At 36.8% G+C, this 21,644-nt stretch carries 21 protein-coding genes, 1 other RNA gene and 1 riboswitch; of the genes, 10 read left to right on the top strand and 12 right to left on the bottom strand.

Annotated features, from left to right (window positions below; all coding sequences use genetic code 11):
* The first annotated feature begins 183 nt into the window (after positions 1 to 183).
* A complete protein-coding gene (gene pyrF, locus NF867_RS00815; RefSeq protein ID WP_252585625.1) occupies positions 184 to 1,014 on the top strand; it encodes an orotidine-5'-phosphate decarboxylase in 831 nt (276 codons plus the stop codon).
* A 57-nt stretch (positions 1,015 to 1,071) separates the two neighbouring features.
* On the opposite strand, the gene NF867_RS00810 is transcribed toward pyrF, so the two are convergent.
* Complete coding sequence (locus NF867_RS00810) at positions 1,072 to 1,584, bottom strand: DinB family protein (protein ID WP_252585624.1); 513 nt, start codon at positions 1,582 to 1,584, stop codon at positions 1,072 to 1,074.
* Positions 1,585 to 1,686: 102 nt separating this feature from the next.
* Here NF867_RS00810 and NF867_RS00805 point away from each other — a divergent pair, with 102 nt between their 5' ends.
* Positions 1,687 to 2,970 (top strand): DUF2851 family protein, encoded by a 1,284-nt coding sequence (locus NF867_RS00805; RefSeq protein WP_252585623.1) that lies wholly within the window; start codon positions 1,687 to 1,689, stop codon positions 2,968 to 2,970.
* Entirely contained in the window at positions 2,955 to 3,179 is a 225-nt protein-coding gene (locus NF867_RS00800; RefSeq protein ID WP_252585620.1) for a PspC domain-containing protein, read from the top strand. The genes NF867_RS00805 and NF867_RS00800 overlap by 16 nt, the downstream gene beginning before the upstream one ends.
* On the opposite strand, the gene NF867_RS00795 is transcribed toward NF867_RS00800, so the two are convergent.
* The 4 genes from NF867_RS00795 to NF867_RS00780 form a co-directional block, all read right to left on the bottom strand.
* Positions 3,180 to 3,830 carry an ankyrin repeat domain-containing protein gene (locus NF867_RS00795; protein ID WP_252585618.1) on the bottom strand — a complete coding sequence of 217 codons (651 nt, stop codon included), beginning with the start codon at positions 3,828 to 3,830 and terminating at the stop codon, positions 3,180 to 3,182. It abuts the gene before it with no gap.
* A 115-nt stretch (positions 3,831 to 3,945) separates the two neighbouring features.
* A complete protein-coding gene (locus tag NF867_RS00790; protein ID WP_252585617.1) occupies positions 3,946 to 5,187 on the bottom strand; it encodes a homoserine dehydrogenase in 1,242 nt (413 codons plus the stop codon).
* 156 nt (positions 5,188 to 5,343) lie between these two features.
* Positions 5,344 to 5,458: riboswitch (SAM riboswitch) on the bottom strand.
* 159 nt (positions 5,459 to 5,617) lie between these two features.
* Positions 5,618 to 7,660: an OPT family oligopeptide transporter gene (locus NF867_RS00785; protein ID WP_252585615.1), complete on the bottom strand. Its 2,043-nt coding sequence runs from the start codon at positions 7,658 to 7,660 to the stop codon at positions 5,618 to 5,620.
* Between the two features lie 23 nt (positions 7,661 to 7,683).
* Positions 7,684 to 8,103, bottom strand: a complete 420-nt coding sequence (locus NF867_RS00780) for a DUF1761 domain-containing protein (RefSeq protein ID WP_252585614.1) — start codon at positions 8,101 to 8,103, stop codon at positions 7,684 to 7,686.
* Positions 8,104 to 8,236: 133 nt separating this feature from the next.
* On the opposite strand from NF867_RS00780, the gene NF867_RS00775 reads away from it, so the two are divergent.
* The 3 genes from NF867_RS00775 to NF867_RS00765 are packed head-to-tail and all read left to right on the top strand — an operon-like array spanning position 8,237 to position 10,376.
* On the top strand, positions 8,237 to 8,725 hold the full coding sequence (locus NF867_RS00775) for a D-glycero-alpha-D-manno-heptose-1,7-bisphosphate 7-phosphatase (RefSeq protein WP_252585613.1): 489 nt from the start codon (positions 8,237 to 8,239) through the stop codon (positions 8,723 to 8,725).
* A gap of 3 nt (positions 8,726 to 8,728) precedes the next feature.
* Entirely contained in the window at positions 8,729 to 9,826 is a 1,098-nt protein-coding gene (locus NF867_RS00770; protein WP_252585612.1) for a DUF3810 domain-containing protein, read from the top strand.
* Between the two features lie 49 nt (positions 9,827 to 9,875).
* The gene (locus NF867_RS00765) at positions 9,876 to 10,376 is read left to right on the top strand and encodes a hypothetical protein (RefSeq protein ID WP_252585608.1); all 501 of its coding nucleotides are present in this window, start codon (positions 9,876 to 9,878) and stop codon (positions 10,374 to 10,376) included.
* Between the two features lie 143 nt (positions 10,377 to 10,519).
* Here NF867_RS00765 and fsa read toward each other — a convergent pair whose 3' ends face one another.
* The 5 genes from fsa to NF867_RS00740 all read right to left on the bottom strand — a co-directional run bounded on the left by fsa (position 10,520) and on the right by NF867_RS00740 (position 13,250).
* Positions 10,520 to 11,185, bottom strand: a complete 666-nt coding sequence (gene fsa / locus NF867_RS00760) for a fructose-6-phosphate aldolase (protein WP_252585606.1) — start codon at positions 11,183 to 11,185, stop codon at positions 10,520 to 10,522.
* Positions 11,186 to 11,273: 88 nt separating this feature from the next.
* Positions 11,274 to 11,367, bottom strand: an RNA gene (ffs, locus tag NF867_RS00755) — signal recognition particle sRNA small type.
* 128 nt (positions 11,368 to 11,495) lie between these two features.
* Positions 11,496 to 12,020, bottom strand: coding sequence for a GNAT family N-acetyltransferase (locus tag NF867_RS00750; protein WP_252585605.1), 525 nt, complete (start codon positions 12,018 to 12,020; stop codon positions 11,496 to 11,498).
* A 25-nt stretch (positions 12,021 to 12,045) separates the two neighbouring features.
* Positions 12,046 to 12,711, bottom strand: coding sequence for a YdeI/OmpD-associated family protein (locus NF867_RS00745; protein ID WP_252585603.1), 666 nt, complete (start codon positions 12,709 to 12,711; stop codon positions 12,046 to 12,048).
* A gap of 8 nt (positions 12,712 to 12,719) precedes the next feature.
* A complete protein-coding gene (locus tag NF867_RS00740; protein ID WP_252585601.1) occupies positions 12,720 to 13,250 on the bottom strand; it encodes an RNA methyltransferase in 531 nt (176 codons plus the stop codon).
* 178 nt (positions 13,251 to 13,428) lie between these two features.
* On the opposite strand from NF867_RS00740, the gene ygiD reads away from it, so the two are divergent.
* On the top strand, positions 13,429 to 14,247 hold the full coding sequence (gene ygiD / locus NF867_RS00735) for a 4,5-DOPA-extradiol-dioxygenase (RefSeq protein ID WP_252585600.1): 819 nt from the start codon (positions 13,429 to 13,431) through the stop codon (positions 14,245 to 14,247).
* 29 nt (positions 14,248 to 14,276) lie between these two features.
* Here ygiD and NF867_RS00730 read toward each other — a convergent pair whose 3' ends face one another.
* Positions 14,277 to 15,134: a hypothetical protein gene (locus NF867_RS00730; RefSeq protein ID WP_252585597.1), complete on the bottom strand. Its 858-nt coding sequence runs from the start codon at positions 15,132 to 15,134 to the stop codon at positions 14,277 to 14,279.
* 324 nt (positions 15,135 to 15,458) lie between these two features.
* Here NF867_RS00730 and mutS point away from each other — a divergent pair, with 324 nt between their 5' ends.
* The 3 genes from mutS (at position 15,459) to NF867_RS00715 (ending at position 19,971) form a co-directional block, all read left to right on the top strand.
* Positions 15,459 to 18,080 carry a DNA mismatch repair protein MutS gene (mutS, locus tag NF867_RS00725; RefSeq protein ID WP_380724094.1) on the top strand — a complete coding sequence of 874 codons (2,622 nt, stop codon included), beginning with the start codon at positions 15,459 to 15,461 and terminating at the stop codon, positions 18,078 to 18,080.
* 74 nt (positions 18,081 to 18,154) lie between these two features.
* Positions 18,155 to 18,862, top strand: coding sequence for a hypothetical protein (locus NF867_RS00720; RefSeq protein WP_252585595.1), 708 nt, complete (start codon positions 18,155 to 18,157; stop codon positions 18,860 to 18,862).
* Positions 18,862 to 19,971 (top strand): WD40/YVTN/BNR-like repeat-containing protein, encoded by a 1,110-nt coding sequence (locus NF867_RS00715; protein ID WP_252585593.1) that lies wholly within the window; start codon positions 18,862 to 18,864, stop codon positions 19,969 to 19,971. The genes NF867_RS00720 and NF867_RS00715 overlap by 1 nt, the downstream gene beginning before the upstream one ends.
* Before the next feature lie 83 nt (positions 19,972 to 20,054).
* Here NF867_RS00715 and NF867_RS00710 read toward each other — a convergent pair whose 3' ends face one another.
* Complete coding sequence (locus tag NF867_RS00710; protein WP_252585591.1) at positions 20,055 to 21,626, bottom strand: M28 family metallopeptidase; 1,572 nt, start codon at positions 21,624 to 21,626, stop codon at positions 20,055 to 20,057.
* Positions 21,627 to 21,644 lie beyond the last annotated feature (18 nt).

Below are 21,644 nucleotides of genomic sequence, written 5' to 3'. Positions count from 1 at the left end.
TTGCAATAGTAGCTATTAAATTTTATTAATCAAATTTTTTGTGTGATTTGTTTGAACTTTTTTAATTCGGCTTAATAACTTGGTTTGTGCCACATAATTTCCTTTTATCAACGTCTTTCAAAACGATTATTGGTTAGCCAACCTAAACTAAAAAATATCCTAAATTTGTCCAAATTTTTTAAAATGACTAAGCAACAGCTTTTTGAAAACATTCTGAAGAAAAGGTCTTTTTTGTGTGTAGGACTTGATACGGATATAACAAAGCTTCCGAAACACTTATTAAAACTGGATAATCCCGTAGTAGAGTTCAATAAGCAGATAATTGAAGCAACCGCTGAATACTGTGTTTCTTTTAAACCCAATACTGCATTTTATGAAAGCCGTGGTGTAAAGGGTTGGCAAGATCTTGAACAAACTATGGAACTTATTCCATCTGATATTTTTACCATTGCAGATGCAAAACGTGGTGATATAGGTAATACCTCCGAAATGTATGCACGAGCTTTCTTTAACAAGAAAGAGTCTGGGTTTGATTTCGATTCTGTTACAGTTGCTCCGTATATGGGTGTCGACAGCGTAAGCCCTTTCTTAGGTTTTGAAGATAAATGGGTTATTTTGTTAGCACTAACCTCAAATAATGGCAGCAAAGATTTTCAATTTTCATTATTGGATGGTGATGAGCGTCTTTATGAAAAAGTAATTAAGCAGGCGCATACATGGGCAAATGCCGATAGATTGATGTTTGTAGTGGGAGCAACAAGAGCGAGCGAACTGGAAATAATTCGAAAGTTAGCACCCGATAATTTTTTATTAGTACCCGGAGTTGGTGCACAGGGAGGAAGTTTACAAGAAGTAGCTCAATTTGGGATGAATGCCACTTGTGGATTACTGGTAAATTCTTCTAGAGGTATTATTTATGCCTCAAACGGAGAAGATTTTGCTGAAAAGGCCCGTTCGGAAGCGAAGAAACTGCGTGACGAAATGGATGTTTTATTGGATAAATACCTGGGATAATATTCTCATTTGAAACGATAAAAAACCTGCACTATGCTAATAATGCAGGTTTTTTGTTTATAAATACCTCTCCTTTATCACATTAATATGATGGCGAATGTGGCCGATCATTATAAACCCTAACGCCCTAGCAGTAATTGGGTGAGTAACCGCATTTGCCTCAAACATACTTTGCTCTTCGGTAATGTGGCTATAAATTGTTTGAGTCGATTTCCTGACTGTCTTAAACTCTTCTACAAGTTCAGCCAAAGTTCTGTTATCAACCTTTACATTATTGGCGTATGAATCTTCGTCAAAACTGGGTAATGGAGTAACGTTATCTAATCGTGTAGCCACAAATGCCCGGTATGCCATAACTCTTTCTGTATCGATAATGTGCATCAATACTTCCTTTACCGACCATTTCCCTTCAGCATAGCGGTAGTCATGCTTTTCTGCTGAAATGGATTCAAAAAATTCAATGGTCTCTTCAAAGTTTAACTGAAACGTAGTTTTGAAATCTTCTTCCGGAGCTAAATCAATATAATGCTGATAATACGGGTTGTACTCTGTTTTTAAGGGTCTTTGCATAATTGGGAGTGTTAAACTCAAAGATAGGAGAGTTGAAGATAAATAAGAGCTACCATTTATTTCTTTTAATAATGATTATTAACTTTAGTTAACACCCTATCTATGACAGAAGAACTTTTACATTTTATCTGGAAGTATAAACTATTTCAGATTGGTAATTTGCGAACAACTACCGGAGAATTGGTTGAAATTATAAATGCTGGGGTGCATAATACTCATGCAGGTCCTGATTTTTTTAACTCCCGGATAAAAATTGGTGATACAATTTGGGCTGGTAATGTTGAAATTCATCGTCGTGCCTCTGATTGGCATAAGCATCTGCATTCGGCCGATAAGTCTTATGATAATGTAATTCTTCATGTGGTTCATATAAATGATGAACAAATTAAGAGTACAGCAGGGTATAACATTCCAACTTTAGATTTATCGAATTACATTAAACCTGAGCTTTTAAATCAATATCAACGTTTATTGCAAAACGAAAATGAACTACCATGTGCATCTTTAATTAAATCGATTGATGAGTTTACCTTGAATAATTGGTTGCAGCGGCTCGTGATTGAACGTTTGGAAGAGAAAACAGCAATTATTGAAGCAGAGTTAAACCTGACAACCCAAAACTGGGAAGAAACATTTTACCGGATATTGGCACGAAGTTTTGGATTCCATGTAAATGCTGAACCTTTTCTGCTTTTAGCCCGATCATTGCAATCATTGGTTTTGGCAAAGCACAAACACAATTATCTGCAACTCGAAGCATTATTGTTCGGTCAAGGAGGGTTTTTAAATGATGATTTGAACGATGAATATTATTCTTCCATGAAAATAGAGTATGATTTTTTAAGATCGAAGTATTCATTAAAGCCAATTGATGGTTATTTATGGAAGTTCTTGCGATTAAGACCAACTAATTTTCCTACTATTCGTATCTCACAATTTGCTATGCTGGTTTTTAAATCGAGTCATTTGTTTTCAAAGATTATTGAAAGCGAGGATCTTAAGCAATTAGAAAGTTTATTTAAGGTTGAAACAGCAAGTTATTGGCAGCAACATTATCTGTTTGGAAAATCATCGTTTGCCAAAGAGAAAATATTGGGAAAAGAATCGATAGCTGTTATATTGATTAATGCCGTTATTCCGTTCTTGTTTATTTATGGCAAAAAATTGGGGGATGAACAGCTTGCAATTAAGGCATTAATGTTGCTGGAAAATATCAAAACAGAGCAAAATCTTATTGTTAAGCAATTTGCTCTGGCTGGAATTAAAAGCAAAAGTGCGGCTGATTCTCAAGCCCTCATTCATTTAAAATCAACTTATTGCGATAAGAAAAAATGTTTAAATTGCGCTATCGGAGTAAAACTATTAAAGAAATGCTACAACGAATAATTTGTTTTTTTGAACATCGATCTTTCGGCGTTTGTAATTATTTAGCCGAACGATTTAATATTTCCACTTCCAAGCTTCGATTATTTTTTATTTACTCCTCGTTTATTGCAGTAGGGTTCCCTATAATCTTTTATCTTTTGGCAGCATTGGTGCTCGATGTAAGATTATATCTAAAGCAAAAGAGGAAAAGTAATATTTGGGAAATGTAGTTAAGCCAGAAACGTTTCCAATTCTGTGTATTTTTTTTCAAGCGCCATTTCTAAAGGTGTTCTGCCATCCTCCATACGTAAATTTTTGTCGGCTCCGGCCTTTAAAAGAATTGCTACTAACAGCTGATTCCCATTATGAGCTGCCGTATGTAAGGGGGTAACACCACGTACCTGTACCGCATTTACATTTGCATGATTATCAATAAGAAGTTTGGTAATGTCAAAACTTCCGCATGCAACAGCTGAATGAATAGGAGCCACCTTAAAATCATTATTAGAAGGTTGATTTACATTTGCTCCACATTCAATCAATAATTTGGCAGTATCATAATGATCAAAGTAGCAGGCGTAGCCCAATGGGGTAAATCCATCAACAGAGTATGAATTCACTGAAAAAGGGTTGCATTCAAGTAACTCATCTACTAAGCTGGTTTGGCCTATTGCTGAAGCTTCATGAAGATCAATTTGATCGCGGTTTTTTAGAAGCAGGTCGATCATTTCCTGATGACGGTAGTAGGAAGCTAGTAATAAAGTTGATAAGCCGGATGATAGTGTCGAATTGGCGAGTTCGGGGCTTAAGCTAATTAAACGTTCAACAGTTGTTTTTTCATTGGTTTCAATAGCCTTGATTAATTCTGCTGTTGCTTCCATTATTAATTAGTGTTAGAGTTAGCGTAAAATATTGTTAGAGAGATGAATATAAATAAAAATGCCCGTGTAACAAAAAAGTTCAACAGGCATTTTCTTATTTATAAAACTTTCTAAATTACAGAGCTACGGTTTCTTCCTCCAAACTTTGTATACTATTTTGAAGTTTTTCAAATTTTGTGTCGGCTGCTACAATCAGGTTAATGTCTTTTCGTTTGATTAAATCTGATTGACGCAAAGCAGCAAAATTAATGCTCCCAACAATGTAAGCCGACTCATGATTGGCATATGACTCTTTAATGTTGGTGAACAATTTTGTATCAATAGGGTTAGCCGTTGAATAGCGAACATATAGATCAATAGAAAAATCATCGGTAAGTTCAACCTTAGCTCCACGGTTATGCTTTTTGTACTCGTATTTGTAGCTATAGGTTAGTGCTGAAATATCAGAAAGCACTGCAGATCCTGTTGGGTTACTTCCCGCGCCTTTACCAGCAAAGAATTGTGATTCAGTAAATGCACTCTCAACCAAAATACCATTGTACTCATTTTCGATATTGTAGAGCTTATTATCAGGTTTAATAAAACGAGGTAAAACACCTGCAACGATTTTATTATCCACCTTACGGCAAAAAGCTATTAGTTTGATCTTGTAACCTTTTTCATTTGCATATTGGATGTCAAAAGTCGACAAGTTTTGAATTCCGTAGTTAAATACTTCTTCAGGCTTAACGAAAAGACCGAATGTATGAGCTAAAATAATGCATAGTTTATATTTAGGATCATACGCCTCAACATCAAGAGTAGGGTCTGTTTCAGCAAAGCCAATTTCTTGCGCCTGTTTTAAAGCGGTATCAAAATCAATGTTGTCTTTAAAAATTTTGGTAAGAATATAATTCGTAGAACCGTTGAAAATGCCTTCAACTGCGCCTAAAAGGTCATTGTCATAATATTCTTCCAGATTTCTGATGATTGGAATACTTGCACAAGCAGATGCTTCGTACAATAACGGGGCATTGTATTGTTTTTGTAATTGATAAAGCTCGTCAAAATGATCGGCAATCATTTTTTTATTTGCTGAAACTACAGCCTTTCCATTTTGTAAGGCCGTTTTTACAATTTGAAACGCAGCCTCTGCATCATCAATCATCTCAACAACTACATTAATATCTTCATTGAAAAGAATTTCATCTTTTTCAAGAGTGAAGTAATCTGCAGATAAGCTTCTTTTTTTGTTTGGGTTTTTGATACAGATTTTTACAATCTCCGCTTTGATACCCTCAGTTTGGTTTAACACATTGTACAAACCCTGGCCCACACAGCCAAATCCAAATAAACCTAATTTAATTTTTGTGCTCATATTATTTTTTCAGCGATAAATAAAATGTAAAAGGCTGAATTCTGATGCCAGAACAAATAGCAGGTAAATAAGTTAAAAGTCGATTTTATCTATGACTGTTTAAATGTGTGTTCAGGAAGAAAAGGTGGAGGAAAAATATCGAATTGAATTTCTACTAGCTTATCTTCATGACAACAATTTACGTGTCACAGGAATTAGCACCTTTTAATGCAAGATCATTAAGGTTGCTAAGACTTCACAGGGCCTGTCCCTCCGTCTTTCTGGATAAGAATATTAAAGAACTTTTACGAACGCAAAGAAAAGGATTTCGAAAATATAAAGCAAGAGTAATTTGAGAATTTAATAATTACGAGCCTGTTTTCTAAAATGAATAATTTGAGGATGTGGTAAAATATTTTAAATCTTCACATCCTCAAATTTTAAATTAATTTTATTCTTTTTTCATGGCTATACGATATAATACCAGGCCCATGAAGGCAAACAGCGCTGTTCCAAGTAACTGATAACCGCCGTGACCAAGTGCTTTTTCAAGAGAAGTTTGCCAGCTGATTGCCTGTAGCTGCTTCTCAAACAATACTGCTGCAAAGGCAATTAATACTCCGGCAACGGCACCTCCGGCAACTAAACCCGTTGCGAATAAACTTCCTTTGCCAAGTTCATCATCTTCATGACGACCTTGCTTTTTCATCTTCCAATCAACCAAACCTTTTATTGCACCACCAACAAAAATCGGAAGGGTAGTGGACAGTGGAAGGTAAGCTCCCACCGCGAAAGAAAGTGCATTTACTCCACACAATTCGATAGTAATGGACAAAAATGCTCCAACCAATACGAACTGCCAATCGAGGTTAAAGGATAATAATCCCCTGATTAAGGTTGCCATTAAGGTTCCCTGAGGAGCAGGAAACGCTTTCGTTCCAATGGTATGTGTAATACCTTCCCTCAAGGCGGCTTCGGTAGGGGTATCTAACATTTTGATTGTTGCACCAATAACAACAGAAGAGACAACAGCTCCAATAAATAAAGCTAATTGTTGGTATTTGGGTGTTGCTCCTATAATGTAACCGGTTTTCAAATCCTGAGAGGTAGCTCCGGCGTTTGCGGCAGCAATACAAATGATTGCTCCAACTACTAAAGCCATCGGCTCAAAAAGTTTACCAGTCCATCCTACACTTATAAAAATTAAACAGGTTCCCATTAATGTTGCAATGGTCATACCTGAAATGGGGTTTGAACTAGATCCAATCAAACCTACAATTCTGCTTGAAACCGTGACAAAGAAAAAGCCAAACACAATTACCAAAATACCTATCAGTAGTTTACCGAGTAAGGTACTACTTGGTATTTGAGGCATAAATAGAATTAATAAAACTAAAATTACACTTCCGATAATTACTACCCGGAAAGAAAGGTCGCGTTCGGTTCTGGAAACATTTGCATCCGTTTGGCGGTCATTTAAAGAGCCTAAACTTTCTTTAAACGATCGTACAATGGTCGGGATGCTTTTTAAAAGGGTCATTAAACCACCAATAGCTACGGCTCCAGCACCAATTTGCCTTACGTAAGCATAGTATATAGCCGATGCAGTGTCTTCAAAAGTTTTTGTGATTGGATTCCAGCCTAAATCTCCTCCAGCAGTTACCAGATCTTTCATGTAGCCCAGCTTGATCAATTGGGTGGCAACAGTCTCTCCTGGAACTAAAAAGGCTAAAAGGGGGATCAGAGCTAATGATGCCAATACTCCACCAGCCACTAATACACCGGCAATTCGAGGGCCGATAATATATCCCACACCTAAGTACTCGGGTGTAATCTCACCGCTAACAGTTGCTGATGGGAAATATTTATTAGTTTGCTGGGTTGTCCATGCTGGTACAGCTGCAATCAGATTGAAGATTTTTTGAAAAATGGCATATAAAATAGCGAACCCTAAACCCTGATAAGCTGTTTTTGAAAAGTCACCACCTTTTTCACCGGCAATTAGAACCGATGCACAGGCTGTTCCTTCAGGATAAGGTAAGTTGCCATGTTCCTTTACAATCAATGATCTTCTAAGCGGAATCATCATTAATGTTCCCAAAATTCCACCCATAGCTGCTAGAGTGAAGATGGTCAAATAGTTGAAATAATCTGCGCCAACGCTTTTGCCTCCTTCAGCGATCGAAAGAAATAAAAATGCGGGCAACGTAAAGGCCACACCGGAAGCTATGGATTCTCCGGCAGAACCTGCCGTTTGGATAATATTGTTCTCTAAAATGGTGGTTTTAAACAGCTTTCGGCCCAATGAAATTGCCATTACTGAGATCGGTATAGAAGCCGAAACAGTTAAGCCTGCTTTAAGTGCCAAATACACATTGGCCGCGCCAAAGATGATTCCGAAGATACCACCTAATATGACCGATTTAATGGTAAATTCAGCCATTTTGGTATCGGCCGAAACATAAGGTTTAAATTGATGAGTAGATTCTTGCATGAAATTGCTATTGAGAAATTTATTTATTGCCAAATACCGATAATAAAACCAGACAAAGAAAGACCAACAGCATGGTATCCTAAGTTGATATAAAATAAAGCCTGCGGACGGTCGGCAAACAGCGAATTTATTAAGGAGGTGGTTCCGCCAAATGCAAGGGTTAATAATAAACCTACTTTTAATCCCTCGATACCGTTGCTAATATGCAAAGCATGAAAAATAAAGGATAGGGTTAATACTGCCAAAAAAATCCCTACAAAGGTTAATATGTAGGTGATACCTATGCTATGTCTGATAAGGTCTTCTTTCGTTTTTCCCAATGCCGCCATCCATTTATTGCCAAAAAGCATCGGAGAATACCACATAGCTCCTAGAAAAAAATAGAGCACAGAAGCCACAATGACAGCCAGATAGTTTACCTGATCAGTGAAATTTAAATCCATTAGATTGTTTAAGGTTTATTGTTTTTGTGTTTTAGTAAAGATATTTAATTATACATATTTGCAAAACAGATACGATAGATTGTAAAATTTGATTGAAATTTCAACCTAAAGGTATCTGAAGCCCAAGAATAATATGAACAAAGCTGTTTTCCTCGACCGTGATGGTGTTTTAAATAAGGAATTAGGTGACTATGTATGCACCCTTCAAGATTTTCAAGTTCTGGAGCATAATTTCAAACCTTTAAAGGAACTGCAGGAAAGAGGATTCTTATTAATAGTAGTAACTAATCAGGGTGGTTTGGCTAAAGGCTGGTATACCGAAGAAACTTTGCAGGCAATGCATGGTGAAATGCGTCGGCAATATGCAGAGCATGGTGTAGAATTTACCGAAATATATTATTGCAATCATCATCCAGAATATACCAGCAATTGCTTTTGCCGAAAGCCAGGTTCTTTGCTTTTAGAAAAAGCGATTGCTCGTTTTGATATTGACAAAACCAAGTCTTACTTTATTGGAGACCGGGAGCGAGATGTGGAAGCGGGGGAGAAGGCAGGAGTAACCGGTATATTGATTGATAGCGACCAACCAATTTCTGAAATTCTTCATTTAATTACTGCTTAGTTTATGGATAAACAGCTTAAAATAAATGTTTATTGGCTAGCAACTTTGCTTCTTTTACTGTTTGTTTTTAGGCTGATTGGTGACTACACACTTCTTATTGAAAATGTTTATTTCGGCTACGTTTACAAATTTATTTCAGGTGCTCTTCGACTAATTACTGGGTGGTTGCCTTTTAGTTTGGGTGATGTTTTCTATTCCATTGTTATTTTATTGGTGTTGTTAAATACTATAAAGTTTGTACGAACACTGATCAAAACAAAAGAAAAGAGATGGACAAGACTTCTTTCAGGATTGGTTAAAGCGGGGTATTTATTTATTGGAGCTTATTTGATTTTTCAGATTTGCTGGGGATTTAATTATTTCAGAGAACCATTAAGTGAACAAATGAATATTTCTACTGAAAAAGTTGAAAAAGAACAACTGACTCAGCTAGCCTTATTCTTGGCTAAAAGAGTAAACGAAACACATTTAAAGCTCACCAATGATTCGCTGAAGCAATATAAGTCCACACTCTCAACTACAGATTTGTACGAGATTGCTAAAACAGGCTATAAGGAATATCCATCATTTAATTTCAAGTTTTATTCTACTAAAACATCCTTGTATAAAAAACTGATGAACTATTCGGGAATAGGTGGTTATTATAATCCTTTTTCTGGCGAGGCACAGGTAAATACCGATCCTCCAAAATTTAGCTTGCCTTTCACCATTTGTCACGAAATGGCCCATCAAAGTGGTATTTCAGCTGAGCAGGAAGCCAATTTTGTAGGTTATTTAACCGCACTGAAAACCAATAATACCTTTTTTATTTACTCCGCAGAACTCGAAGCCTTCATGTATACGGCGGGTGAATTGGGTAGGATGGATTCAGTGGCGCGAAAACAATGCTATCGGAGCTTAAATAAAGGCGTTAAAGAGGATATCAAAGAGTATAGAAAGTTTTGGATGAGTTATTCGAGTGCTATTGAGCCTTATTTCGAATGGTATTACGACTGGTTTTTGAAAACTAATAATCAGCCTAAAGGAATTAGAAGCTATAATGAGTTTGTGAACTTATTGGTAGGATATTACGATCAGAAGAGTATGGCTCAAAATAAATAGTTAGAGTGATCTTACAATGACAATTGAACCACGACAAGAGAGAATTAAAATGTTACTCAGACAAGAGGACAGAAAGAAACGTCTTCCTGGTTTGCTTGAAAATCTATCTGCAATTGCCAATAAACAATTTTCTGACGATGACGTGTTGTCAATTGAACAAATTGACGAACATCAAATTCAACTTAACAGTTCAGATTTCGACTTTAACTTTTTGAATATTAGCTTTCCAGTAGACAAATCAACAGACCTATTAAAAAGACTACTTACGATTAAGGAAAAGCTTTCCCTGACTAATTATTTTTCATTGAGTAACTTTTCGGATATTGCTGTTTTTAATATAAAGACGGATTTTGTAATTGACAATTTTGAAGACATTATTAAGTTAGATAATGACACATTCTCTCTTTACGATCATAACTATAAAAATGGGCTATGGATTGACCTTTTTCAGGAATATTGGTATATAGATAATAAGACTCAATTCATTTGGATTTATGAATTAAGGGTGTTTGGAACTGAGTGGATAAAACTTATTAATGAAAAACTATAAGAGAAAACGACTGTTACGGAACATTTGTGATTAGGAGAATTTTGAGCTTTTCAGATACAAACTAATATGTTATCAAAAGAAGAAAAGGTCGATTCATTACGAATCGACCTTTTTAAATATGCTAAACTATAATTAAAACAGGCTTATTTAACTGTTGCAGCGGCTTTAGCATGATCAGCTAAGAACTGTTGCAAACCGATATCGGTTAATGGGTGTTTCAATAATGCTTTGATAGCAGAAAGAGGTCCGGTCATAACATCAGAACCAATTTTAGCACACTCAATAATGTGCATTGGGTGACGAACCGAAGCTGATAAAATTTGAGTTTCGAAACCGTAGTTATCGTAAATCAAACGGATATCTTCAATTAACAGTAAACCGTCAGTTGAAATATCATCTAAACGACCTAAGAAAGGAGATACATAAGTTGCACCTGCTTTGGCAGCCAATAAAGCCTGGCCAGCAGAGAAAACTAAAGTACAATTGGTACGGATGCCTTTTTTAGAGAAGTATTTTAATGCTTTAACACCATCAGCAATCATAGGAACTTTCACTACAATTTTTTTGTCGATTGCAGCTAAGCGCTCACCTTCTTCAATCATGCCTTCGAAATCAGTAGCAATTACTTCAGCACTTACGTTATCGTCAACCAAATCACAAATAGCTTTGTAATGTGCCATCACGTTATCGTCGCCAGTAATGCCTTCTTTAGCCATTAACGAAGGATTGGTGGTTACACCGTCTAATACTCCTAAATCCTGAGCTTCTTTGATTTGTGCCAGATTGGCGGTATCGATGAAAAATTTCATTATTTATTTAAGATATGAGATTTGCAAAATAGAGTTTAAGAATTGTTGAGCGGAGGATTTTTGACTTGCCCTAAAATAAAAAAATGGGTAAGCACCTTATATCGCACCGCTACAACCATCTACCCTTGCTTCCTTCCGAACCTGGGGGAGTTCAACGGGAGCTGGTCGTACAAGACTTACCCGGCACAAAAGTACGTTTTTTTACTAATTCTGCTAATAAATTTTAAAATTTATTCAACTAATTGATTTTCAGTTTGGTGCGATTTTGGTTTGTTGGGTTTTACTTGAAAACTAGGTGACCAGCAGCTAGCTAAAGTTCCAGTTTTAGCATCAAATCGGTTTGAGGATCATCACCTATAACAAAAATATGAGTACTAAATTGTTTAAAGCCATTCTTCTGATAGAACTGAATTGCTTTTTGATTTTTCTCCCAAACCCCTAACCAAACATAGTTAAGGTGATGACTCTTAGCCGTTTCAATCGCGTAGTTAAAAAGTTGCTGCCCAATTTTTTTTCCCTGAAAATCTGCATAAACATAGATCCGTTCAATTTCAAGTCCGTTATCTTCTTTTAGTTCTGTTTGTGCATTACCAAAGTTGATCTTTAAATAACCAACAGGTTGGCTTTCAAAAATGGCAAAGTAAAATTCAGAATTCGGATCACTTAACTCTTTGCTTAGTTTTTCTGAGCTATAAGCCTCGTCGAGATAGTTTTTCATATCCTCTTCAGTATTCATGGAAGAAAATGATTCAAAAAACGTTTGGCGGGAGATAGTTACCAGTTCATCGACTTCTTCTGGTAAAACTCTTCGAATTGTTAAGCTTTCTGATTGCATGAGCGAGTGTAAATTGTTTAACTATTTATTTTTCAGATGGATTTTTCTTCCCAAGTAGTAGTTTTTCAACAGTTTTCTGAATCCTGTCAACGCGAGTTTTATCCTGTTTCGCAGTAAGTACCCATAATACGTATTCTTTTTTATTAGTGTATGACAGTTTCTCATAATGATTAACGGATGCTGGGCTGGCCTCCATGGCTGATTTTAAATCCGCAGGTAGCGTAATTAATTTGTTTTGTACATCAATGTAGGCTGAATAATCATTCTTTTCTAATTCCTCGTTGCGTACTTCCGACTTTTTCACCTGATCGATAGGTTTAAAACGTAGGGCAGTCCAGGTTTCGTTTATGGCCGCTGCGGACACACCTTGTAAACCGTACTGATCAAGTTCTGACCAGCTATCCATCATATTTAAATCTGATGCAATTCCTGAGCTTTTCTTGGGGTAACAAATCCAAAATACGGTGGTTGGCTTTAAGACTTTGGTAACCTTTTTAAGTTCTTCCACTAATTCAGCTTTGTTTTTAATAAACAGTTGAATTACATCGGCTGCACTTGTAGGTTCAAAAAATAGTGAAGCGTTTTCAGGTAGAGGCCCAATGACTGCATTGTAATCTGTAGGTGCATTTATCAGCAATACTGCCGAACCCTCTTTAATCTGTAGTTTTTGGTGAAGTGGATTTTGTGGCATATCAAATTCTAGTACTTCAATTTAATGCAAAAATCCCATCCAACAATACCCATGCTTACCACAATATTAAATGAATGTTTGGTTCCGAACTGAGGGATTTCAATACATTTATCAACCATTTTCATTACTTCATCACCCACACCATTTACCTCATTTCCAAAAATCAATGCATATTTTTTGTCTTTTGATGGCTCAAACTCTTGTAGCATAACACTGTTTTCAGCTTGTTCAATTGCCAAAACTTCGTAGCCTTCTGCATGCAAATCAGCCACAGCTTCTTCGGTAGATTGAAAATAATACCAATCAACGGATTGGGTAGCTCCAAGAGCTGTTTTTTCAATTTCGCGATGAGGTGGTTGAGCTGTTATTCCACATAAATAAATCCCTTCTAATGCAAATGCATCCGAGGTTCTGAAAATAGAACCAATGTTATTCATACTCCTCACATTATCCAATACAACTACAATAGGTAGTTTTTCCTGCTCCTTAAACTCTTCCACACTTACCCGGTTTAGCTCATCCAGCTTTAGTTTACGCATTTTAATTTTTTATGGTTTGCGCAAAGGTAAAAAGAAGTTAGAAGTTAGAAGTTAGAAGTTAGAAGTTAGAAGTTAGAAGTTAGAAGTTAGAAGTTAGAAGTTAGAAGTTAGAAGTGGCGAGGCTTAGATTATATGTTGTAACATATAATTTGTATTTTTGTTAAAATTTGAGGTCAATATGGAAAGCTTAAGGAACTGGGCTAAGCCTTTTTTAGAGAATAACGATAAGTTGATAATGCCGGCTTTATTTGTTGGGCATGGCAACCCGATGAACGCATTAAGTGACAATGAATACACACGGGCTTGGAGTAAAATAGGCAGGGAGATCGAAAAGCCAAAGGCAATTTTGGTAGTTTCTGCACATTGGTTAACTCGTGGTACTTATGTTACAGCAATGGAAAAACCAAGAACTATTCATGATTTTGGTGGTTTTCCACGTCAGCTGTTTGAAGTTGAATATCCAGCGCCAGGGTCTCCGGAATTGGCGGAAGAAACAAGGAGTCAGATAAAATTGGCTCAAATCCAGCTTGATCATGAATGGGGCTTAGACCATGGTACCTGGTCTGTTTTGATCAAAATGTTTCCCAATGCCGATATTCCAGTATTTCAGTTAAGCATCGATTTTTCAAAATCGCTGCAGTGGCATTATGAACTTGCAAAGGAATTGGCTTTTCTCCGATCGAAAGGCGTTTTAATAATGGGAAGCGGCAATATTGTACATAACCTCCGACTGGTAGATTTCCATGGAAAAGGGGGATATGATTGGGCGGAAGATTTTGACGAATCTGCAAAAAAACTATTGTTAGAGAATAAGCATCAGGAATTGATCCAGTTTGAAAAACTAGGTAAAGAGGCGTTGCTTTCTATTCCAACTACGGAGCATTACATTCCGTTGATTTATACCATGGCTTTAAAAAACGAAAACGAACAAGTTTCATTTCCTATTGAAGGTTTAGATCTTGGTTCAATTTCAATGAGATCGGTATTATTCAATTAAAAAAATAGCTATTCTCCCTATCTGAACTATTAAGGGAGGTCGGGTGTTCTTTTAAATGTGAAATAAACGTAAGTATTGATTTTGGAGCCTAAAGTTGTTCCCGGTTCAAACTTTATTTTATTTTCAACAAAGTGCTTAATGTATTTATAAGTTGCTGGCAAAATTTCTTCACCACCCCAGGCCATTAGTCCAACATCAAAAGAACCGATGCGCCCGTTCTCCCGAAGAATAAACTTTCCGGAGTATAAATGCTCATTTTTAATATCAGCATTAAACTCTGTTATTTTAAACTCAACTCTTCCATCTGCTGAAGTTGCAGTATCAATTTTGGTAAATCCATCTAAGGCTTTTGCGGTTGGGAGTTTGTCGGCAGTGAAAAAGTACTCTGGAGCTTTTTTACATGAGTCGCTTAGTTTCTTCAAAAACAAAGTATCATTATGAGTAAGTTTTTGAAGATCGTCGAGAGTCTGCTTGTTTAGCGTCTTGTAAAGCTTGTCCGTTACAAAAAGCAAATGATGTGGCCTGTTAATGGTATCTCCTTTATTAGGAATATATTCTAATACCAGTGTATCGGTTTTAAGTTTAACGATGCGATACTTGTACTTATCCCATTTCATAATTGAATCAGGGCGTACAAAAATATTGCGGTAGTAATCTTTAGGTGTTTTTACCGTAGCAAAGCCTTTATCGTCAATAAACATTAACCAATCAGCTTTGTAGCGTTCGCCATAAGTGCTAAATAAGCCTCCGGTTAAATTGCAGCGTTTAATCTCCGTCCAGTTGTTATTCAACATTTTCCTGAAAGCAGTTTCCTTCTCTTCATTCTTCGAAGTGCAAGCAACAGTATATAATGAAATAAGTATGAGCGCTAAACGGAAATTTTTCATGGGGCCGAAAATAGTAATTTCCGAGAAATAGTCGACAGTCTCCAGTCTGCAGTTGGCAGTCCCCAGTCGACAGTCCCTGGTCTATAATTGATAAATTTTTAAGAGAATTTTTCAAGATTTCTAATCATAAAACCTAATAATTTACTTGTTTCTACGCATTTCATCCCACTGGAGACTGCCAACGACCTTGCTAACTGCTATAGCAGACTGCCTACTGCAGACTGTCTACTGCCTACTCTCAACCGTTTATAACAAATTGTGAAAAACTCAATGTTGTCTAAGCAGTTAAACCTGCTTATTTTCGCTGTCTTAAATTAAAATCACTTGGCAAAAGGAAAAGACGGTAAGGAAACGCCTCTAATGGCGCAATACAACCAGATAAAAGGTAAATATCCGGGTGCAATTTTATTGTTTCGTGTAGGCGATTTTTACGAAACCTTCGGCGAAGACGCAATAAAGGCTTCAGAGATATTGGGTATTACGCTTACCAAACGTGCCAATGGTTCGGCTTCTCACATTGAATTAGCCGGCTTTCCACATCATTCGCTCGATACCTATTTGCCAAAATTGGTTCGCGCAGGACAAAGAGTGGCTATTTGTGATCAGCTTGAAGACCCGAAAACGGTAAAAACCATTGTAAAGAGGGGTGTTACTGAGATGGTTTCTCCGGGTGTGGCTTATAACGAGAATATACTTAACAATAAGACCAATAATTACCTTGCGGCTGTCCATTTTGATAAAGAGATTTTGGGAATTGCCTTGCTCGATATTTCTACGGGAGAATTTTTAACTGCGCAAGGCGAAGTCGATTATATCGATAAATTGCTTCAAAGCTTCAGACCTTCGGAAGTTATCTTTTCAAAGTCAAAATCACGTGATTTTGTAAGTCAGTTTGGCGATAAGTTTTACACCTTTAACATTGATGATTGGGTTTTCGGATTTGATTATGCTCATGAGACTCTGTTAAAACATTTTGGAACCGTATCATTAAAAGGTTTTGGAATTGAGAATCTGCCTCAGGGCATTATCGCAGCTGGAGCCTGTTTGCATTATATTTTCGAAGCGGAACATCGCAACGTGCAGCACATTGCTCAAATTTCGAGAATAGAAGAAGACCGATACGTTTGGCTCGATCGATTCACCATTCGTAATCTCGAATTGATCTATTCGCCCAATGAAGGCGCAACACCATTAATTTCAATCCTCGATCAAACTAATACTCCAATGGGTGCCCGTTTGCTTCGTAAATGGATGGTGATGCCATTGAAAGAAAAAGTATTGATTGAAGAACGATTGAATGTTGTTCAGCATTTAACGGATGATGCGGCCTTATCTGCAGATCTTCAATCGAAATTAAAGCCAATTGGCGATTTAGAACGATTAATATCTAAAGTAGCCTTGCAAAAGGCAAATCCCCGTGAACTGGTTCAGTTGGGAAGGGCCTTGGCTGCAATTGCTGAGGTAAAGACTGTTGCGGAAAGTACAGGGCAGGATAGTCTTTGCAAGATTGCCGATCAGCTTAACCCTTGCAAATTCATCAAGGAAAAAATTGAGCAGGAGTTGAATCAGGAACCACCTGTGTTGATTCAAAAAGGAGGAGTGATCGCACCTGGCGTTCATGAGGAATTGGATCAATTGCGTAAGATAGCCTTTAGCGGAAAGGATTATCTTCTCGATATGCAGCGCCGTGAAAGTGAGAATACAGGCATTCCATCTTTGAAAATAGCCTTTAATAATGTCTTTGGATATTATTTAGAAGTAACCCATACACACAAAGACAAAGTTCCAGGTGAGTGGATCCGCAAGCAAACATTGGTTAATGCCGAGCGTTACATCACTCCTGAATTAAAAGAGTACGAAGAAAAAATATTAGGGGCGGAAGAAAAGATCTTTGCTCTTGAAAATAAGCTGTATTCGGATTTATTGATGAGCATGTCGGAATATATCCGACCAATTCAGGTAAACGCTTTAGCAATTGCCCAATTGGATGTTTTATTAAGCTTTGCACTTACTGCAGTAAAAAATAACTATTGTCGCCCGGAAATGGTGGATGATAATGTTATCGATATAAAACTTGGCCGCCATCCGGTTATTGAAAAAAGTTTGCCAATAGGTGAGCAGTATATTCCTAATGATGTGTTGTTGGATGATGAAAACCAGCAAATCATTATGATCACCGGTCCGAATATGGCGGGTAAATCAGCGTTGCTGCGTCAAACAGCTTTGATTGTATTAATGTCGCAAATAGGAAGTTTTGTTCCTGCTAAGGCGGCTCGATTAGGGATCACTGATAAAATATTTACCAGGGTAGGCGCTTCTGATAATTTATCTTCTGGAGAATCGACTTTCATGGTTGAGATGAATGAAACGGCTAGTATTCTAAATAACCTTTCTAACAGAAGTTTAGTGTTGCTGGATGAGATCGGCCGTGGTACTAGTACCTATGATGGTATTTCTATAGCCTGGTCAATTGCCGAGTATATTCATAACGATCCTAAATCGAGAGCTAAAACCTTATTTGCTACCCATTATCATGAATTAAATGAGATGGAGGGGGAATTTGAGCGGATAAAGAACTTTAATGTTTCTATAAAAGAGATCGACAATAAAGTGATTTTCCTGCGTAAACTGGTTCCTGGAGGCAGTGAACACAGTTTTGGTATTCATGTGGCCCGTATGGCTGGTATGCCACCTAAGGTAGTTCGTAAGGCTGAAGAAGTGTTGAAGAAACTGGAAGACGAACGCAGTTCCGGTGAAGGTGCCGCAAGTATCAGAAATGGAGTGAAGAAAATAAAGAAATCAGACCAAATGCAGTTGAACATCTTCTCGCTGGATGACCCGATTTTGATAAAGATCAGGGATTCGTTGGCTGATTTGGATGTAAACGTGTTGACTCCGGTGGAGGCGCTGATTAAATTGAATGAGATTCAGAAGTTGATCAAGTAACCAGCAATGAGCTAAATAATTAGAATAAATCACTCTACCTATTTTGTTGCTAGCTATATTAAATTTTTACCTATATGTTTTTATTAAATCAATTAAGCTATAAAGCTTATTGGAAAGTCTTTAAAACTATGATTTTAGTCTTAATGACTTTATCCTCATTTGGACAAGGAAAAACTAACCTTACATTTTCTGATCGACTAAGTTTTGATATTGATATTGGAGGAGCCTTAACGACTAATAGTAGTATTAACGAAATTTTCAAAGGAGGAATTTCAGCAAGTGCTGGTCCCAAAATTAAAATTTTAAAACAAGCTAAGTTGGGCATGAAACCATCAATTGGAGGGTTATGGTATATTAAGCCAATGGAAGATGGTGTAAGTGAAAAGTTCAGGATTCTTAAGGCTGGAATGGAATTTCAGTACGATTTATTTCATTCAAAGGAAACAAGGTTTACTTTTTCTCCATTCGCACGCATAGATTACAATTGGAGCAGTAACTATTTCACCGCTGATGAAACTAATGTCTTTGGAGAGACAACAAATACAACATCATCTTCAACTCTTTTAACCGGAAAGGATATTTCCTATGATTTAGGATTGATTTTTAAGTTTAATAAAACATATATAAAAGCAAGCTATTTGATTTATAGCCCAAATTTGAAATTGACGGATAAGTATGTTAATGAAATGGCAGAACAAGGGTTTATTGTAAACAATAACCAATATTTTAACTTCAATAGTTTAACGTTAAGCGTAGGAATTAACCTTACTAATATTTTATAATGAAAAACATAGTTAAAAAACACCTACCCGCAATAGTATCTTTTATATTATTAAGTAGCTGTGGTGATAAGGAAAGTTTATTAATCGATAAATTGGAAATTACTCCAATTGTTAATCCAAATAGCAAGGTCATTGTTAAATCAGGCTATTTCCTAAAAGCTGAGTTATTTGAAAGCAATAGAATAGAAGGAGTCTCAGAATCACTTTTGTTTGATACTGATGATTATTTTCAATCTTTTAACTATTTAACCTATAGCAAACCTTATGAACTTCAAATAACAGATATACAAGGCAATAATTTTTTGGGGAAGTCGACTTATTATACTCAACCTCAGCAGATTATTTATTCATTAAACAAAGGACAATCTTGGGAACATTTAGTGCCTCAATTAGAAAGGGATGAAAATATCTATAATTACGAGTACCGTGCGGTAAGTATTAAATTTCATGATCAAAATTTAATATATTATTTAGAAGGAAAAAGTAAACCCTACAGTATCGAAGGAACTAGAAGTGCTTTATTACACAAAATAGATTTAGGTACTGGTAAAGCCGAATTATTGTCAAAAATTGAAGATTATTACCCAATAATCATTGAATTTATTGATGAAAACAATGGATGGGTGCTCCTTAATAAAGTTGTTCCATTGAATAATTACCAAGTAACAGATAGAAATGCATTTATTGCAAGAACAAAAGATGGCGGAAAAACCTGGAGTGAACCTGTATTTGTTGATGGATCAGCTCCCTATAAGAACTTGATTGTGACCAAATATGGAACCATTTTTATTTTTAATGGTGAAAAAACTTTTTACTCAAATAATTACGGTGAAACCTGGAAACTTAGCCCGATGAGTATATACAATGTCGTTGGATTTGATAGTATGCATCTTTTAACCCTGAATGATGTCGGTTTGTTTGAAAGTAATAACGGTGGAGGTTCATGGGAGCTTAAAAGTTCGAAAAACACACCAAGGTATACAGACAAGATTTCATTTATAAATGAAAAACAAGGTATAGCATATGGTGGTAATAGTTTATATTTAACTAATGATGGAGGGACAACTTGGAAAACTCTATTATATCCTTATCCGTATATAATGCAGTAAAGTTAGAGTTTGAAGGCTTACTGACGCTATTTAAAGTATTAAAAAGTGGGTTTTTCCATAGAGGAATACCCACTTTTTCTTTTTTACTTACTACCAGTAGCTTTTTCTTGAGCTTTCGGCAATTCCTTTCTTGGTATTTTCGCCTCGCGAACAGCCGTGTTGTAAACAAACGCTGCCATAATGATCGAAGCTTGTTTTAAGTCTTCAGCCGACAAGCGGTCGTATGTATCCATATTGGTATGGTGAGTGCGGGTATTGTAATCCATCTCATCTTGGATGAACTGGAAACCAGGTAATCCAAGGGCATCATACGATAAGTGATCGGTCCCGCCGGTGTTGCTCAACGTAACGGTGCTTGCGCCTAAATTGGCAAATGGTTCAAGCCATTTAGTAAAGATTGGCACAATGGTTTTGTTTCCTTGAGTGTAAATACCACGAATTTTTCCAGTACCATTATCCAGGTTATAATATGCCGACAGTTTTTCATGTTCGGGTAAAAGAGCCATGGTTGTTTTATCTCCAAAATGTTGTTTGACGTAACCTCTTGAACCAAACAAACCTTGTTCTTCCGATGACCATAAAGCAATCCGGATTGTTCTTTTAGGTTTCAGATCCAATGATTTGATGATACGAACAGCTTCCATAACAACTGCACTTCCTGCGGCGTTATCTGTAGCTCCGGTCGCTGCAAACCATGAATCTAAGTGAGCTCCCAACATTACAACCTCATCTTTCAACACTGGATCAGTACCTGGGATTTCTGCAATAACATTATAGCCTTTTAAATCGTCTTGAACAAAGCGGGTTTTAGTATCGATCTCCAGCTCTACAGGAATATTAGCGTTTAATAAACGGATCATTCGTTGGTAGTGCTCGGCCGAAACTTCCATTTCCGGTAGAGTAGGTTTGGCATCAACTGCATATGATGCTCCATTGCTCGTAAAATAAGTTCCGGTATTTCCACGGCCATAGCTGATGATCAAGGCTGCTTTTTCATTCAAACAAAACTCTCTAAACTTGTTGGCCATTGCTGCACGAGCACGATATTCTTGGATCATCTTAGGAGAATAGGTGTCTTTTGCCGCTGGGTTTTCATCAGAATAAGAAGCCATTTTCGCCAGGTCTTCATCTGTATAACGTTTTGCATCAGCTTCAAAACCAATTTTAATAGTGCTAGGCACATCCATCATCACAATCTTACCCTTCAGTTGTCCGGCATATTTTACAAAATCACTATCCGATTTGATTTTAACCAACATTACGTTACCCTTAATTTGCTTATTGGTTCCAGTGGTCCAGGCTTTTGGAGAACCAATCATTACCTGGTAATAAGGCTTAGTCATGGCGATGTATGATTTTTCAATCTCCCAGCCACGGCCAAATTCACCCCATTCTTCTTTATGCGGATTGGTTAACCCCCATTGCTTAAATGATTCTACAGCCCAGTTTTGAGCATTTTTTAAACCAGTTGAATTCGATAGACGGGGCCCCGAAACATCGGTAAGGTAAAAGGCAATGTCCATTACTTTCGAATTGTTCATGCCTTCATTTCTGATCTTGTCGATTACCTCCAGGTCGACTTTCTCATCCTGCGCAAATGCCGTGGATAAACCGGCAACGAACAGAAATAATGTTAATTTGTAAACTCTCTTCATATTATTATAGTTGTGGAT

The organism is Solitalea agri, from assembly GCF_023914155.1.
Taxonomy (GTDB): domain Bacteria; phylum Bacteroidota; class Bacteroidia; order Sphingobacteriales; family Sphingobacteriaceae; genus Solitalea; species Solitalea agri.
Note: the sequence above shows the minus strand (reverse complement) of the source record. Positions and strands in the feature narration are given on the sequence as shown.